General features: G+C 58.5%; 10 protein-coding genes. 8 read left to right on the top strand and 2 right to left on the bottom strand.

All coding sequences use genetic code 11. The annotated features are described in order from the left end of the window. Positions 1-29 precede the first annotated feature (29 nt). The 6 genes from hrpB to fhuB all read left to right on the top strand — a co-directional run bounded on the left by hrpB (position 30) and on the right by fhuB (position 11,336). Complete coding sequence (gene hrpB, locus LRM19_RS10825; protein WP_271368694.1) at positions 30-2,459, top strand: ATP-dependent helicase HrpB; 2,430 nt, start codon at positions 30-32, stop codon at positions 2,457-2,459. A 143-nt stretch (positions 2,460-2,602) separates the two neighbouring features. Beyond that, on the top strand, positions 2,603-5,128 hold the full coding sequence (gene mrcB / locus LRM19_RS10820; protein ID WP_115876416.1) for a bifunctional glycosyl transferase/transpeptidase: 2,526 nt from the start codon (positions 2,603-2,605) through the stop codon (positions 5,126-5,128). Positions 5,129-5,363: 235 nt separating this feature from the next. Continuing rightward, on the top strand, positions 5,364-7,619 hold the full coding sequence (gene fhuA, locus LRM19_RS10815; protein WP_111964006.1) for a ferrichrome porin FhuA: 2,256 nt from the start codon (positions 5,364-5,366) through the stop codon (positions 7,617-7,619). Between the two features lie 50 nt (positions 7,620-7,669). Beyond that, positions 7,670-8,467, top strand: coding sequence for a Fe3+-hydroxamate ABC transporter ATP-binding protein FhuC (gene fhuC, locus LRM19_RS10810; RefSeq protein ID WP_127729650.1), 798 nt, complete (start codon positions 7,670-7,672; stop codon positions 8,465-8,467). Next, positions 8,467-9,357, top strand: coding sequence for a Fe(3+)-hydroxamate ABC transporter substrate-binding protein FhuD (gene fhuD / locus LRM19_RS10805; RefSeq protein WP_127729652.1), 891 nt, complete (start codon positions 8,467-8,469; stop codon positions 9,355-9,357). The genes fhuC and fhuD overlap by 1 nt, the downstream gene beginning before the upstream one ends. After that, positions 9,354-11,336, top strand: a complete 1,983-nt coding sequence (gene fhuB, locus LRM19_RS10800; RefSeq protein WP_248175389.1) for a Fe(3+)-hydroxamate ABC transporter permease FhuB — start codon at positions 9,354-9,356, stop codon at positions 11,334-11,336. The genes fhuD and fhuB overlap by 4 nt, the downstream gene beginning before the upstream one ends. Before the next feature lie 93 nt (positions 11,337-11,429). On the opposite strand, the gene hemL is transcribed toward fhuB, so the two are convergent. Beyond that, positions 11,430-12,710, bottom strand: a complete 1,281-nt coding sequence (gene hemL, locus LRM19_RS10795; protein ID WP_248175390.1) for a glutamate-1-semialdehyde 2,1-aminomutase — start codon at positions 12,708-12,710, stop codon at positions 11,430-11,432. A gap of 176 nt (positions 12,711-12,886) precedes the next feature. Here hemL and clcA point away from each other — a divergent pair, with 176 nt between their 5' ends. Together clcA and erpA are read left to right on the top strand one after the other, a co-directional pair. Then, positions 12,887-14,287 carry a H(+)/Cl(-) exchange transporter ClcA gene (gene clcA / locus LRM19_RS10790; protein ID WP_271368693.1) on the top strand — a complete coding sequence of 467 codons (1,401 nt, stop codon included), beginning with the start codon at positions 12,887-12,889 and terminating at the stop codon, positions 14,285-14,287. A 79-nt stretch (positions 14,288-14,366) separates the two neighbouring features. After that, positions 14,367-14,711 carry an iron-sulfur cluster insertion protein ErpA gene (gene erpA / locus LRM19_RS10785; RefSeq protein WP_008501923.1) on the top strand — a complete coding sequence of 115 codons (345 nt, stop codon included), beginning with the start codon at positions 14,367-14,369 and terminating at the stop codon, positions 14,709-14,711. 92 nt (positions 14,712-14,803) lie between these two features. Here the strand turns inward: erpA and LRM19_RS10780 are convergent, their stop codons facing one another. Beyond that, entirely contained in the window at positions 14,804-15,427 is a 624-nt protein-coding gene (locus tag LRM19_RS10780) for a TRIC cation channel family protein (RefSeq protein WP_115876409.1), read from the bottom strand. Positions 15,428-15,433 lie beyond the last annotated feature (6 nt).

Below are 15,433 nucleotides of genomic sequence, written 5' to 3'. Positions count from 1 at the left end.
CGACTAATGTTAACCCTCTGGAGCTGTTAGTGTCCTCATTGCCGGTCGCCGTCGTTCTTCCTGACCTTCTCGCTGCCTTACGCCACTCCCCGCAGGTTTTGCTGAATGCCCCGACGGGGGCGGGTAAGTCCACCTGGCTGCCGCTGCAGATTCTGAAAGACGGGAACATCAGCGGGAAAATTATCCTGCTGGAGCCGCGCAGGCTGGCCGCGCGCAACGTGGCGCAGCGCCTGGCGGAGCTGCTGAATGAAAAACCGGGCGAAACGGTAGGTTACAGGATGCGTGCCGAGACCTGCGTTGGCCCGACCACGCGTCTTGAAGTGGTCACCGAGGGCATTCTTACCCGCATGCTGCAAAACGATCCGGAGCTGAACGGCGTTGGGCTGGTGATCCTGGATGAATTCCACGAGCGCAGCCTGCAGGCGGATCTGGCCCTCGCGCTGTTGCTGGACGTTCAGCAGGGGCTGCGCGACGATCTCCGGCTTTTGATAATGTCGGCCACGCTGGACAATGAGCGGCTACGGCAGGCGCTACCCGATGCGCCTGTTATCAGCTCTGAAGGGCGGGCGTTTCCCGTTGAACGCCGCTATCAACCGCTTCCGACCCATCAGCGTTTTGACGAAGCGGTCGCCATCGCAACCGCAGAACTGCTGCGTCAGGAACCCGGCTCGCTGCTTCTGTTTTTGCCGGGTGTCGGTGAGATCCAGCGCGTGCAGGAGCACCTTTCTACCCGCGTAGGCGGCGATGTGCTGCTTTGCCCGCTTTACGGCGCGCTGTCGCTGCAGGATCAGCGTAAAGCTATCCTTCCTGCTCCGGTTGGGCAGCGCAAGGTGGTGCTGGCAACCAACATTGCTGAAACCAGTTTGACCATTGAAGGTATTCGCCTGGTGGTGGATAGCGCGCAGGAGCGGGTAGCAAGCTTTGACCCGCGTACCGGGCTGACTAAACTCCTGACGCAGCGCATCAGCCAGGCGTCGATGGTGCAGCGCGCTGGCCGAGCGGGACGTCTTGAGCCGGGTATCTGCCTGCATTTGACCAGCGCGGAACAGGCTGAACGCGCGGCGCAGCAAAGCACGCCAGAAATTTTACAAAGTGATTTGTCGGGTCTGGTGATGGATCTGCTGCAGTGGGGCTGTCCGGATCCTGGACAGCTTACCTGGCTTGATTCTCCCCCTGTCGTTAACCTCGCCGCTGCGCGCACGTTGCTGACGCAGCTTGGCGCGCTGGAAGGCGAGCGTCTGACGGCGCGCGGTCAGAAAATGGCGGCGCTGGGCAACGATCCGCGTCTGGCCGCGATGCTGGTGGCTGCGCAAGGGGAAGATGAAATTGCCACGGCGGCAAAACTGGCGGCTATTCTTGAGGAGCCGCCGCGTGGAGGCAACAGCGATCTGGGGCAGGCTTTTTCGCGCAATCAGGGAAACTGGCAGCAGCGGGCGCAGCAGTTGTGCAAACGCCTGAATAGCCGGGGAGGAGCGCCTGACAGCGATAAGATTGCCTTCCTGCTGGCCCAGGCCTTCCCGGACAGGATTGCGCGTCGGCGCGGGCTGGACGGTCGCTACCAGCTGGCAAACGGCATGGGGGCGATGCTGGACAGCGATGACGCCCTGACGCGTCACGAGTGGCTGATTGCGCCGCTCCTGCTGCAGGGCAGCCATTCTCCGGATGCGCGTATCCTGCAGGCGATAGCCGTAGATATTGAAGCTCTGACGCGTACCTGTCCGCAGCTGCTTCAGCAATCTGATACCGTGGAGTGGGATGACGCCCAGGGCACGCTTAAGGCGTTTCGTCGCAGCCAGATTGGAAAGCTGACGCTTGGAACGAAGCCGCTGGCGAAGCCGTCGGAAGAAGAGCTGCATCAGGCGATGCTGAACGGTATTCGGGAAAAAGGGTTGAGTGCCCTGAACTGGACGCCGGAAGCGGATCAGTACCGCATTCGTCTGCACTGCGCCGCGAAGTGGCTGCCGGAATACGGTTGGCCTGCGGTGGATGACGAGACGCTGCTGGCTAAGCTTGAGCACTGGCTACTGCCGCAAATGAGCGGCGTACACTCTCTGCGAGCCCTTAAGGCGCTTGATGTTAAGACTGCGTTACAGAATTTACTGGACTGGTCATTACGTCAACGTCTGGATAGTGAACTGCCAGGGCATTACACTGTGCCGACCGGAAGCCGGATTACTATCCGTTATCATGAGGAAAATCCGCCGGCGTTGGCGGTTCGGATGCAGGAGATGTTTGGTGAAGCCACCACGCCGTCCATTGCGGAAGGGCGCGTGCCGTTGGTGCTTGAACTGCTGTCGCCTGCACATCGCCCCTTGCAGATCACCCGAGATTTAGGGGCGTTCTGGGCGGGGAGCTACCGTGACGTGCAGAAAGAGATGAAGGGGCGATACCCCAAACACGTCTGGCCGGACGATCCGGCGAATACGGCGCCGACGCGGCGAACGAAGAAATATTCGTAAAAGGGAGTGTGGCCTGATGCCCTCACCCCGGCCCTCTCCCATGGGGAGAGGGAGAAAACAAATTTTGAGAGATTTCTTCTTTCACAGGCCTGTGAAAGAAAAGAAAATCTGGCCTTTGCGCCTGAAAGTTGCGGAGAAAAAGCATGGCGGGGAATGACCGCGAGCCAATAGGACGTAAGGGAAAACCAACGCGTCCGGCGAAAGAAAAAGTAAGCCGTCGTCGCCTCAGAGATGAGGACTATGACGATGACTATGAAGACGATGATGAGGATGAAGAACCGATGCCGCGTAAAGGGAAAGGCAAAGGGCGTAAGCCTCGGGGCAAGCGCGGCTGGTTCTGGCTGCTGCTGAAGCTGTTTATTGTTTTTGTCGTGCTGATGGCGATTTACGGCGTGTATCTCGATCAGAAGATCCGCAGCCGTATCGACGGTAAAGTCTGGCAGTTACCTGCGGCAGTGTATGGCCGTATGGTGAACCTTGAGCCAGATATGTCCATCACTAAGAACGAGATGGTTAAACTGCTGGAAGCCACCCAGTATCGTCAGGTGTCAAAAATGACGCGGCCTGGCGAATTTACCGTGCAGTCCAACAGCATTGAGATGATCCGTCGTCCGTTTGATTTCCCGGACAGTAAAGAAGGACAGGTGCGAGCGCGTCTGACCTTTGACGGCGATCGTCTGGATACCATCGAGAACATGGATAACAACCGTCAGTTCGGTTTCTTCCGTCTCGATCCGCGTCTGATCACCATGCTTTCGTCAGCAAACGGCGAGCAGCGTCTGTTCGTGGCGCGTAATGGCTTCCCGGATCTGCTGGTCGATACCCTGCTGGCAACCGAAGACCGTCACTTCTACGAGCACGATGGCATCAGCCTCTACTCGATTGGTCGTGCGGTGCTGGCTAACCTGACTGCCGGTCGGACCGTGCAGGGGGCGAGTACGCTGACCCAGCAGCTGGTGAAGAACTTGTTCCTCTCCAGCGAACGCTCTTACTGGCGCAAAGCGAACGAAGCCTACATGGCCGTGCTGATGGATGCGCGCTACAGCAAGGATCGTATCCTTGAGCTGTATATGAACGAGGTGTATCTCGGTCAGAGCGGCGATAACGAAATCCGCGGCTTCCCGCTGGCGAGCCTGTACTACTTTGGTCGTCCGGTGGAAGAGCTGAGCCTGGACCAGCAGGCGCTGCTGGTGGGCATGGTGAAAGGGGCGTCCATTTATAACCCGTGGCGTAACCCGAAACTTGCGCTGGAGCGTCGTAACCTGGTGCTGCGTCTGCTGCAACAACAGCAGGTGATCGACCAGGAGCTGTACGACATGCTGAGCGCACGTCCACTCGGGGTTCAGCCGCGCGGTGGGGTGATCTCGCCTCAGCCTGCGTTTATGCAGCTGGTGCGTCAGGAGCTGCAAAGCAAGCTTGGCGATAAGGTCAAAGATCTCTCCGGCGTGAAGATCTTCACCACCTTTGACTCCGTGGCGCAGGATGCGGCAGAAAAAGCAGCGGTAGAAGGCATTCCGGCGCTGAAGAAACAGCGTAAGCTCTCCGATCTGGAAACCGCGATGGTGGTGGTTGACCGCAACTCCGGCGAAGTTCGTGCGATGGTGGGAGGTGCCGAGCCGCAGTTTGCAGGCTACAACCGTGCCATGCAGGCGCGTCGCTCGATCGGCTCTCTGGCAAAACCAGCAACCTATCTCACTGCCCTGAGTCAGCCAAACCAGTATCGTCTGAATACCTGGATTGCGGATGCGCCTATCTCCCTGCGCCAGCCTAACGGCCAGGTGTGGTCACCGCAGAACGACGATAAGCAGTTCAGCGGGCAGGTGATGCTGGTGGATGCGTTGACGCGCTCCATGAACGTGCCGACGGTAAACCTGGGCATGTCGCTGGGCCTGCCGGCCATTGTCGATACCTGGCAGAAGCTGGGCGTGGCGAAAGATCAGCTGCACCCGGTACCGGCGATGATCCTGGGCGCGCTTAACCTGACGCCAATCGAAGTGGCGCAGGCGTTCCAGACCATCGCCAGCGGCGGTAACCGCGCGCCGCTGTCCGCCCTGCGTTCGGTGATTGCCGAAGATGGCTCCGTGCTGTATCAGAGCTTCCCGCAGGCGGAGCGTGCAGTTCCTGCTCAGGCCGCCTACATGACGCTGTGGACGATGCAGCAGGTAGTGCAGCGCGGTACCGGGCGTCAGCTGGGTGCGAAGTATCCGGGCCTGCATCTGGCAGGTAAGACCGGGACCACCAACAATAACGTCGATACCTGGTTTGCCGGGATTGATGGCCGTGAAGTGGTGATCACCTGGGTAGGCCGCGATAACAACCAGCCGACCAAGCTGTACGGGGCGAGCGGGGCGATGTCGATTTATCAGCGCTATCTGGCAAATCAGTCCCCGGTGCCGCTGAACCTTGTCGCGCCGGAAGATATCGTCGATATGGGCGTGGACAGCTCCGGTAACTTCGTCTGCGGCGGCGGAATGCGTACTCTGCCGGTCTGGACAACCAACCCGGATTCCCTGTGCCAGCAGAGCCAGCCTGAACAGCCGACCGGTAACCCGTTCGACCAGTCTTCTCAGCCACAGCAGCCGCAGCAGCAACAGCCGCAGCAGCAGAATGAGAAGAAAGACAGCGACGGTGTTGCGGGCTGGATTAAAGACATGTTCGGCGGTAACTAACCTTGTAAAGCCCTCTTCCCCGGAAGGGGGCTTTTTTTACCCGTAGACCTCATTTCGTTAACCATCGTTTTAACTCTGATTAACCCTTCGTTTTCTCTTGATGATTTCTTAAACCCTTAATTCTCATAGGGCCGCTTACTGCTTGCTATGCAACCAGCGTTTCGCATATTATTCTGGCGCTCATAATAATAATTCTCGTTTACGTTATCATTCACTTTCACATCAGAGATTCAACATGGCGCTTTCCAATACTGCTCAGCCAATGAACACGTCGCTGCGTAAACTCGCGGTCGTCGTCGCTACAGCGGTTGCCGGCATGTCAACTTATGCACATGCTGCCGAAACCCCGAAAAAAGAAGAAACCATTACGGTAACAGCAGCTCCTGCGGCACAGGAAAGTGCCTGGGGCCCTGCTGCTACCATCGCCGCAAGGCAATCCGCGACCGGAACCAAAACGGATACCCCTATTCAAAAGGTTCCGCAGTCTATTTCTGTCGTCACTGCCGAAGAGATGGCGCTGCATCAGCCGCGCTCGGTGAAAGAAGCCCTGAGCTATACGCCGGGCGTTGCGGTAGGCACGCGCGGTGCGTCTAACACCTATGACTATCTGATTATTCGCGGCTTCGCAGCCGATGGTCAGACGCAGAATAACTACCTCGACGGCATGAAAATGCAGGGGAACTTCTATAACGACGCGGTGATTGATCCTTATATGCTGGAGCGCGCCGAGATCATGCGCGGTCCGGTTTCCGTTCTGTACGGTAAAAGCAGCCCTGGCGGGTTGCTGAACATGGTCAGTAAGCGCCCAACAACCGAGCCCCTGAAAGAGATCCAGTTCAAAGTCGGCACGGACAGCCTGTTCCAGACCGGGTTCGACTTTAGCGATGCAATCGACGATGACGGCGTTTACTCTTACCGTTTAACGGGCGTTGCGCGTTCTAATAATTCCCAGCAGGAAGGTAAGGGCGAGCAGCGTTACGCCATCGCGCCATCGTTCTCCTGGCGTCCGGATGATAAAACCACCTTCACGTTCCTCTCCTATTTCCAGAACGAACCTGAAACGGGCTACTACGGCTGGCTGCCAAAAGAAGGAACGGTTGATCCGCTGCCGAACGGCGATCGTCTGCCGACGAACTTCAACGAAGGCGCGAAGAACAATACCTATTCCCGTAACCAGAAAATGGTGGGATACAGCTTCGACCACGAGTTCAATGATACCTTTACCGTGCGTCAGAACCTGCGCTATGCGCAGAATAAAACTTCCCAAAACAGCGTCTACGGCTACGGCATGTGTTCCGATCCGCTCTACTCGAGTAATCCGGCATCCAGCCCTTGCGCGAGCGTTCCTCAGTCGCAGTGGGGTCATACGCTGACTCGCCAGTATGTGATCGATAACGAGAAGCTGGAAAACTTCACTGTTGATACGCAGTTGCAGAGCAAGTTCGCGACAGGTTCACTCGATCATACTCTGCTGACTGGGGTGGATTTCATGCGCATGCGTAATGACATCGACTCGTGGTTCGGCTATGCCGGTTCCGTTGCGCCATCTGATATCTATAACCTCGATCGTAGCGATTTCGATTTCGGTTCACATCCTGGACCGTCAGGTGCCTATCAGGTGTTGAACAAGCAAAAACAGACCGGCGTTTACGCTCAGGATCAAATTGAGTGGGACAAAGTCCTGGTAACCCTGGGCGGTCGTTATGACTGGGCCGATCAGGAATCCTACAACCGCGTGACGAACACCACCTCCAAACGTGATGATACCCAGTTCACCTGGCGTGGTGGCGTTAACTACCTGTTTGATAACGGTGTAACCCCGTACTTTAGCTATAGCGAGTCGTTTGAACCGGCTTCTCAGACCGGAGCGAACGGCAACGTCTTTGCACCGTCTAAAGGCAAACAGTACGAAGCGGGCGTGAAATACGTGCCGAACGATCGTCCGATCGTCGTCACCGGTGCGTTGTACCAGTTGACCAAAACCAACAACCTGATGGCGGACCCGGCGGGCTCCTTCTTCTCGGTACAGGGCGGTGAAATCCGCGCGCGTGGCGTAGAGGTGGAAGCGAAAGCGGCCCTGTCTGCGAGCGTTAACCTGGTAGGTTCTTATACCTATACCGATGCCGAATACACCACAGACACCACTTATAAAGGCAACACGCCTGCTCAGGTTCCAAAACACATGGCATCGCTGTGGGGTGATTACACGCTGTTTGACGGTGCGCTGTCTGGCCTGACGCTGGGTACCGGCGTGCGTTACACGGGTTCAAGCTATGGCGATCCGGCGAACTCCTTTAAAGTAGGCAGCTACACCGTTGTCGATGCGCTGGTCAGATACGATCTGGCACGCGTTGGCATGGCTGGCTCAAACGTCGCGCTACACGTGAACAACCTGTTCGATCGTGAGTACGTTGCCAGCTGCTTTAATACTTACGGCTGCTTCTGGGGTGCTGAACGTCAGGTTGTTGCCACCGCGACCTTCCGCTTCTAATCTCTCTTCGGGCACGGTTCGCCGTGCCCTTTTTATTTAAGTTGGCTGATATGCAGGATAATCAAACGCAACCCGACACCACCTTTACGCTTAACCATCTCTCCTTTCGCGTACCCGGGCGCACCTTGCTGCATCCGCTCTCTTTGACGTTTCCCGCAGGTAAAGTCACTGGCCTGATTGGTCATAACGGTTCCGGTAAATCTACGCTGCTCAAGATGCTGGGGCGCCATCAGCCGCCTTCTGAAGGCGATATTCTGCTGGATGACCAGCCGCTGGAGAGCTGGAGCAGCAAAGCGTTTGCCCGCAAAGTGGCCTATCTGCCGCAGCAGCTGCCGCAGGCGGAAGGGATGACGGTGCGTGAGCTGGTGGCAATTGGGCGTTATCCCTGGCACGGGGCGCTTGGGCGCTTTGGCGTTGCTGACAGAGAGAAAGTGGAAGAGGCGATTGCGCTGGTCGGGCTGAAACCGCTGGCGCACCGTCTGGTGGATAGCCTGTCCGGCGGCGAACGCCAGCGCGCGTGGATTGCGATGCTGGTGGCGCAGGACAGCCGCTGCCTGCTGCTGGATGAGCCAACCTCCGCGCTGGATATTGCCCATCAGGTCGACGTGCTGGCGCTGGTGCACCGCTTAAGCCAGGAACGTGGTCTGACGGTCATTGCGGTCCTGCACGATATCAACATGGCGGCACGCTACTGTGACTACCTTGTTGCGCTGCGCGGTGGCGAAATGATTGCGCAGGGTACACCATCCGAGCTGATGCGCAGCGAAACGCTGGAACATATTTACGGTATTCCGATGGGTATTCTGCCTCACCCGGCCGGGGCTGCACCGGTGAGCTTTGTCTACTGATGCTGAATAACACACGCATTAGCCGCCGTCGCCTGCTGACGGCGATGGCCCTTTCACCGCTGCTGTTAAAAATGAATACGGCGCGTGCTGCCACCGTCGATCCGCACCGTATTGTGGCCCTGGAATGGCTGCCGGTCGAACTGATGATGGCGCTCGGCGTCACGCCCTACGGCGTCGCGGACATTCCCAACTATAACCTCTGGGTGAACGAGCCGAAGCTGCCGGACTCGGTAATCGACGTCGGCCTGCGAACGGAGCCAAACCTTGAGCTGCTCACCCAGATGAAACCCTCGTTCCTGTTCTGGTCTGCGGGCTACGGTCCCTCAGAGGAGGTCATGGCGCGCATTGCGCCCGGGCGCGGATTCGCTTTCAGCGACGGTAAAAAACCGCTGGCCGTAGCGAAAAATTCGATTAACGAGATGGCGCATTTCCTCAACCGCGAGGTGGAGGCCAAAAAACACCTCGACGAATTTGATGCCCTGCTCGACTCCCTGAAGCCGCGCTTTGCTCACCGGGGCGATCGTCCGCTGCTGATGGTGACGCTGCTGGATGCCCGCCATATGCTGGTCTTCGGTAAAAACTGTCTTTTCCAGGAGGTGCTGGACAGCTTCGGCATTCGTAATGCCTGGGAAGGGGAGATGACGTTCTGGGGCAGTACCGCCGTGGGTATCGACCGTCTGGCGGCGTTTCGCGACGTGGACGTGCTGTGTTTCGACCACGGCAACGAACGCGACATGCAAACCTTGATGGCGACTCCGCTCTGGCAGGCGATGCCGTTTGTGCGCGAGAAGCGCTTCCAGCGCGCTCCGGCGGTCTGGTTCTACGGCGCGACGCTGTCGGCCATGCATTTTGCCCGCGTGCTTGATAACGCTCTGGGAGGTAAAGCATGAGTACGCGTATCGCCCGTTTCCCGGCGCTTCTGCTGATGCTGATTTTTCTTGCCGCGCTGGCGTTAACCGGGTTCAACCTCTCTGCCGCGTTACCTCGCGCGCAATGGGGAGCCGCGCTGGCCTCGCCGGATATCGACAATATTCAGCAGATGCTGTTCCACTACAGCCTGCTGCCGCGTCTGGCAATCTCCCTGTTAGTCGGTGCCGGTTTAGGGCTGGTGGGCGTGCTGTTCCAGCAGGTTTTACGTAACCCGCTGGCAGAGCCAACCACGCTCGGCGTCGCGACCGGCGCACAGCTTGGGATCACCATCACCACCCTGTGGACGCTGCCGGGAGCGTTAACCTCGCAGTTTGCGGCACTCGCGGGTGCGTGCGTGGTGGGCGCGCTGGTCTTTGGCGTGGCCTGGGGCAAACGCCTTTCTCCCGTGACGCTTATCCTGGCCGGGCTGGTGGTGAGCCTGTACTGCGGGGCGATTAACCAGCTGCTGGTGTTGTTCCATCACGATCGGCTGCAAAGCATGTTCCTGTGGAGTACCGGCACGCTCACCCAGACCGACTGGAGCGTTGTGCTGCGCCTGTGGCCGCAGCTGGCTGGCGGTGTCGTGCTGACGCTGCTGCTCCTGCGCCCTCTGACGCTCATGGGGCTGGACGATGGCGTGGCGCGCAATCTCGGTCTGGCCCTGTCGCTGGCTCGCCTGGCGGCGCTGACGCTGGCGATCGTATTGAGTGCCCTGCTGGTGAACGCGGTCGGCATCATCGGGTTTATCGGCCTGTTTGCGCCGCTGCTGGCGAAAATGCTCGGCGCGCGTCGCCTGCTGGCGCGTCTGATGCTGGCGCCGCTGATTGGGGCGCTGATCCTCTGGCTTTCCGATCAGCTTATTCTCTGGCTGGCGCAGGTCTGGAGGGAAGTGTCCACCGGCTCTGTGACCGCGCTTATCGGGGCGCCGCTGCTGCTGTGGCTGCTCCCGCGCCTGCGCAGCATGAGCGCACCGGCGATGGACGCTGGCGACAAAGTCTACGCTGAACGTCAGTCGGTGCTGTGGTTTAGCCTTGCCGGTCTGGCGGTGCTGATTATCGCCTCGTTCGCGGCGCTCTCATTCGGACGCGATGCCTCGGGCTGGCACTGGGCAACGGGCGATTTACTCAACGACCTGCTGCAGTGGCGCTGGCCGCGTATCTTTGCTGCGCTGATCGCAGGGGTAATGCTGGCGGTAGCGGGGTGCATTATTCAGCGTCTTACCGGCAACCCGATGGCGAGCCCGGAAGTGCTTGGGATCAGCTCCGGCGCCGCCTTTGGCGTGGTGCTGATGCTATTCTTTGTGCCGGGGAATGCGTTTGGCTGGCTGATGCCTGCCGGCAGTCTCGGTGCGGCAGTTACGCTGATGATTATCCTGATTGCCGCCGGTCGCGGCGGGTTTTCACCGCACCGCATGCTGCTGGCGGGGATGGCGCTCAGCACCGCGTTCACGATGCTGCTGATGATGCTGCAGGCGAGCGGCGATCCGCGTATGGCGAAGATCCTGACCTGGATTTCCGGCTCAACGTACAACGCCACCGGCAGCCAGGTAATCTGGTCCGGGATGGTGATGCTCGTGCTGCTGGCGTTTGTGCCGCTGTGCCGCCGCTGGATGACCATTCTGCCGCTCGGCGGCGAAACCGCGCGCGCGGTGGGAATGGCGCTGACGCCAGCGCGCGTGGCCTTGCTGCTGCTGGCTGCGTGCCTGACGGCTGTGGCAACCCTGACGATTGGACCGCTGAGTTTTGTCGGATTAATGGCGCCGCACATTGCCAGAATGATGGGGTTCCGTCGGACGATGCCGCATATTGTTATGTCGGCCCTGACGGGCGGGGTGATGCTGGTGTTTGCGGACTGGTGCGGAAGAATGGTTCTGTTCCCGTATCAGATCCCGGCGGGTCTGCTGTCGACCTTTATCGGTGCGCCGTACTTTATTTATCTGTTGAGAAAGCAGAGTAGGTAATAAAAGTAAACGGCAATCCTTTGATTGCCGTTTTAGTGTTTGCTCCCTCTCCCCGTGGGAGAGGGTTGGGGTGAGGGCATCAAGCCGCACATCTTACAGTTTCGCAAACACCTTACGCGCCGCGTCAATGGTATTATTGATATCTTCTTCGCTGTGCGCCACGGACATAAAGCCCGCCTCGAATGCGGACGGTGCCAGGTAGACGCCTTCTTCCAGCATCAGATGGAAGAAGCGCTTGAAGCGTTCAACATCGCACTTCACCACGTCCTGATAACAGGTCACGGTTTTCGCGTCGGTGAAGAAAATCCCGAACATCCCGCCTACGTGGTTAACCACCAGCGGAATGCCGGCCTCTTCTGCCGCTTCCAGCAGGCCGTTTGCCAGCTGCGTGGTACGGTCGGTCAGGGTTTCGTGAATGCCTGGCTGAGCCACTTCGGTCAGGCAGGCAAAGCCCGCCGCCATGGCGATTGGGTTACCGGAGAGCGTGCCCGCCTGGTAAACCGGGCCGGTTGGCGCCAGAGCTTCCATCACGTCCTTACGCCCACCGAATGCGCCGACCGGCATGCCGCCGCCGATGATTTTGCCGAGGCAGGTCAGGTCCGGCTCGACGTTGTAGTAAGACTGGGCACCCGCCAGCGCCACGCGGAAGCCGGTCATGACTTCATCGATGATCAGCAGCGCGCCGAACTCGTCGCACAGGGCACGCAGGCCCGGCAGGAAGTCAGGCTGCGGTGGAATGCAGTTCATGTTGCCCGCAACCGGCTCAACGATGATGCAGGCGATCTCCTGCGGATACTGCTCGAACGCCGCGCGAACGGTGTCCAGATCGTTGTAGGTGCAGGTCAGGGTATGCTTCGCGAAGTCAGCCGGTACGCCCGGGGAGTTCGGCTGGCCGAGCGTCAGCGCGCCGGAACCCGCTTTCACCAGCAGGCAGTCCGCATGACCGTGGTAGCAACCCTCAAACTTGATAATCTTGTCGCGACCGGTAAAACCGCGCGCCAGGCGGATGGCGCTCATGGTGGCTTCGGTACCGGAGTTCACCATACGCACCATGTCCATGGTAGGCACCAGTTCAGTCACCAGCTCCGCCATTTTCACTTCCATTTCGGTTGGCGCACCGAAGCTCAGGCCGCGCTGGGCGGCTTCAATTACCGCGTTACGAATAGCCGGGTGGTTGTGACCCAGCACCATCGGGCCCCAGGAGCCGACGTAATCGATATAGGCTTTGCCATCGACATCATACAGATACGCGCCGTCAGCACGTTCGATAAACAGCGGCGTACCGCCCACGCCGGTGAAGGCGCGCACAGGTGAGTTCACGCCACCCGGAATAAGCTCGCGGGCTGCACTGTAGAGGTTTTCAGACTTGCTCATGGCGTCGTTCCTGGTTCGTATAAAATGGTTAAGCCCACTATTCTAAGTGATTCGGGGATGGTTATGAAATTTTTAGCCGGGTAATGCTTTAAGATTTGTTAAGTAATTTTCAGGAGACGGTAGGGCAGTCTCTGGTAAAATCCACGCGGCTTTTGTATGACGAATAAGTGCAGGACATGAAATCAGATTCTCCGTCTTTTGAAGAACAACAGTTTACGCGCGCTCAGCACCGAATCAGCATTCGGCGGCTGCTTAACCGCGATAAAACGCCGCTGGCGATCCTTCTGGCTGCCGCCGTGGTGGGAACACTCGCCGGGCTGGTGGGCGTGGCGTTTGAAAAAGCGGTTAATGCCGTGCTCAACTGGCGAGTGGGCACCGTGGCCGGTTTCGCCAATAGCGAATGGCTGGTCTGGGTGTGGGCATTCGGGCTGTCTGCGCTGTTTGCCATGGTGGGGTATTTTCTGGTGCGTAAATTCGCGCCGGAAGCAGGGGGATCGGGCATCCCGGAAATTGAAGGCGCGCTGGAGGAGCTGCGTCCGGTGCGCTGGTGGCGGGTGATTCCGGTTAAGTTCATCGGCGGCATGGGTACGCTGGGCGCGGGAATGGTACTCGGACGGGAAGGACCCACGGTTCAGCTGGGCGGGAACGTCGGTCGCATGGTGGGCGATCTCTTTCGGATGCGCAGCGCCGAAGCGCGCCATACGCTGCTGGCGACAGGCGCGGCGGCGGGGCTGTCGGCGGCGTTTAACGCGCCGCTGGCGGGCATTTTGTTCATCATCGAAGAGATGCGCGCGCAGTTTCGCTACAACCTGATCTCCATTAAAGCGGTGTTTACCGGCGTCATTATGTCGAGCATTGTCTTCCGCCTTTTTAATGGCGAAGGGGCGGTAATTGAAGTGGGGAAACTGACCAATGCGCCGGTCAACACCCTGTGGCTTTATCTGATCCTCGGCATGATTTTTGGCGTGGTGGGGCCGCTGTTTAACACCTTTATCCTGCGCGCTCAGGATATGTTTCAGCGCATTCACGGCGGCAACACGACGAAATGGGTGCTGATGGGGGGGCTGCTGGGCGGCATGTGCGGCGTGCTTGGGTTCATCGAGCCGAATGCCGCGGGCGGTGGCTTCGGGCTGATACCCATTGCGGCTGCGGGGAATTTCAGCGTAGGCCTGCAGCTGTTTATGTTTATCTCCCGCGTCATTACCACGGTATTGTGCTTCTCCTCGGGCGCGCCGGGAGGGATTTTCGCCCCGATGCTGGCGCTGGGTACGCTGCTCGGCACCGCGTTTGGTATGGCGGCTGAAGCGGGGTTTCCCGCCTATCATCTTGACGCCGGGACGTTTGCCGTCGCCGGAATGGGGGCGCTGCTGGCCGCGTCCCTTCGTGCGCCGTTGACCGGGATCGTGCTGGTGCTGGAGATGACGGACAATTACCAGCTCATTTTGCCAATGATCATTACCTGTCTCGGCGCGACACTATTAGCCCAGTTCCTGGGTGGAAAACCGCTATACTCCACCATCCTTGCGCGTACTCTGGCAAAACAAGAGGCGGAGCGGGCCGCCGCGCAGAATACTTGAATGAATTACCAGGGTATTAGATAATGACGAAAAGAATTGGGTGAATTTTACCCAATAGCAGTATTCATGGGAGCATAAGATGAGTGATGACGTAGCTGTGCCGCTGGAATTTACCGAAGCAGCAGCCAACAAAGTGAAAACCCTGATTGCCGACGAAGACAATCCGGATCTGAAACTGCGTGTTTATATTACCGGTGGTGGCTGCAGCGGCTTCCAGTATGGTTTTACCTTTGACGACCAGGTTAACGATGGCGATATGACTATCGAGAAACAGGGCGTCGCGCTGGTGGTTGACCCGATGAGCCTGCAATATCTGGTGGGCGGTTCGGTGGATTACACCGAGGGTCTGGAAGGTTCGCGCTTTGTGGTCACTAACCCGAATGCGACAAGCACCTGTGGGTGTGGATCTTCGTTCAGTATCTAAGAGAGTGCGGGCTGATGCCCTCACTCCGGCCCTCTCTCACAGGGAGAGGGAGAAATACTAAAAACGGTAACCTGACGGTTACCGTTTTGCTTTTATCTTGCATTATCATCCAGCGCAAACGTCGGCAGCTTCAGGTGCCAGCGTATCGCCGCTAAACGTATCACCAGCGTCACGACCATCCCCAGCATTGCGGCGTTTTCCAGCGGAATTGCAAAGGTGTAGTACGCGGTCGCGTGAACAATGCCGCCCGCAATACAGGCCGTCGCGTAAATTTCAGTACGCAGGATCATCGGCACTTCACGCGCCAGAATGTCGCGAATGATGCCGCCGCCCACGCCGGTTAATACGCCCATGCAGATTGCCACCATCGGACCGGTGCCCGCATTAAACGCCTTATTGACGCCAATACCGACAAACACGGCCAGACCGACGGCATCCAGTACCGGCAATATCCATTTTGGTAATCGGCGGGGCTGGCGAACCAGCACAATGGTTAACAGGCAGGTGACCATTGCGACCACCAGATCGGTCGGATCTTTCACCCAAAACACCGGCCCATTCGCCAGCGCCATATCGCGGATAGTCCCGCCGCCCACGGCGGTCACGACGCCCAGCACCAGCACGCCAAACGGATCCATGCGCAGTTTTCCGGCGAGCAGGACGCCGGAGATAGCAAAAACGGCTGTGCCAAGAATATCCAGCCAATAAACGAGCATCGTTAA

It is taken from the genome of Enterobacter sp. PI-10, from assembly GCF_027947695.1.
GTDB lineage: Bacteria > Pseudomonadota > Gammaproteobacteria > Enterobacterales > Enterobacteriaceae > Enterobacter > Enterobacter vonholyi.
The sequence above is the reverse complement of the archived record's forward strand: the minus strand, read 5'-3'. Positions and strand labels throughout refer to the sequence as shown.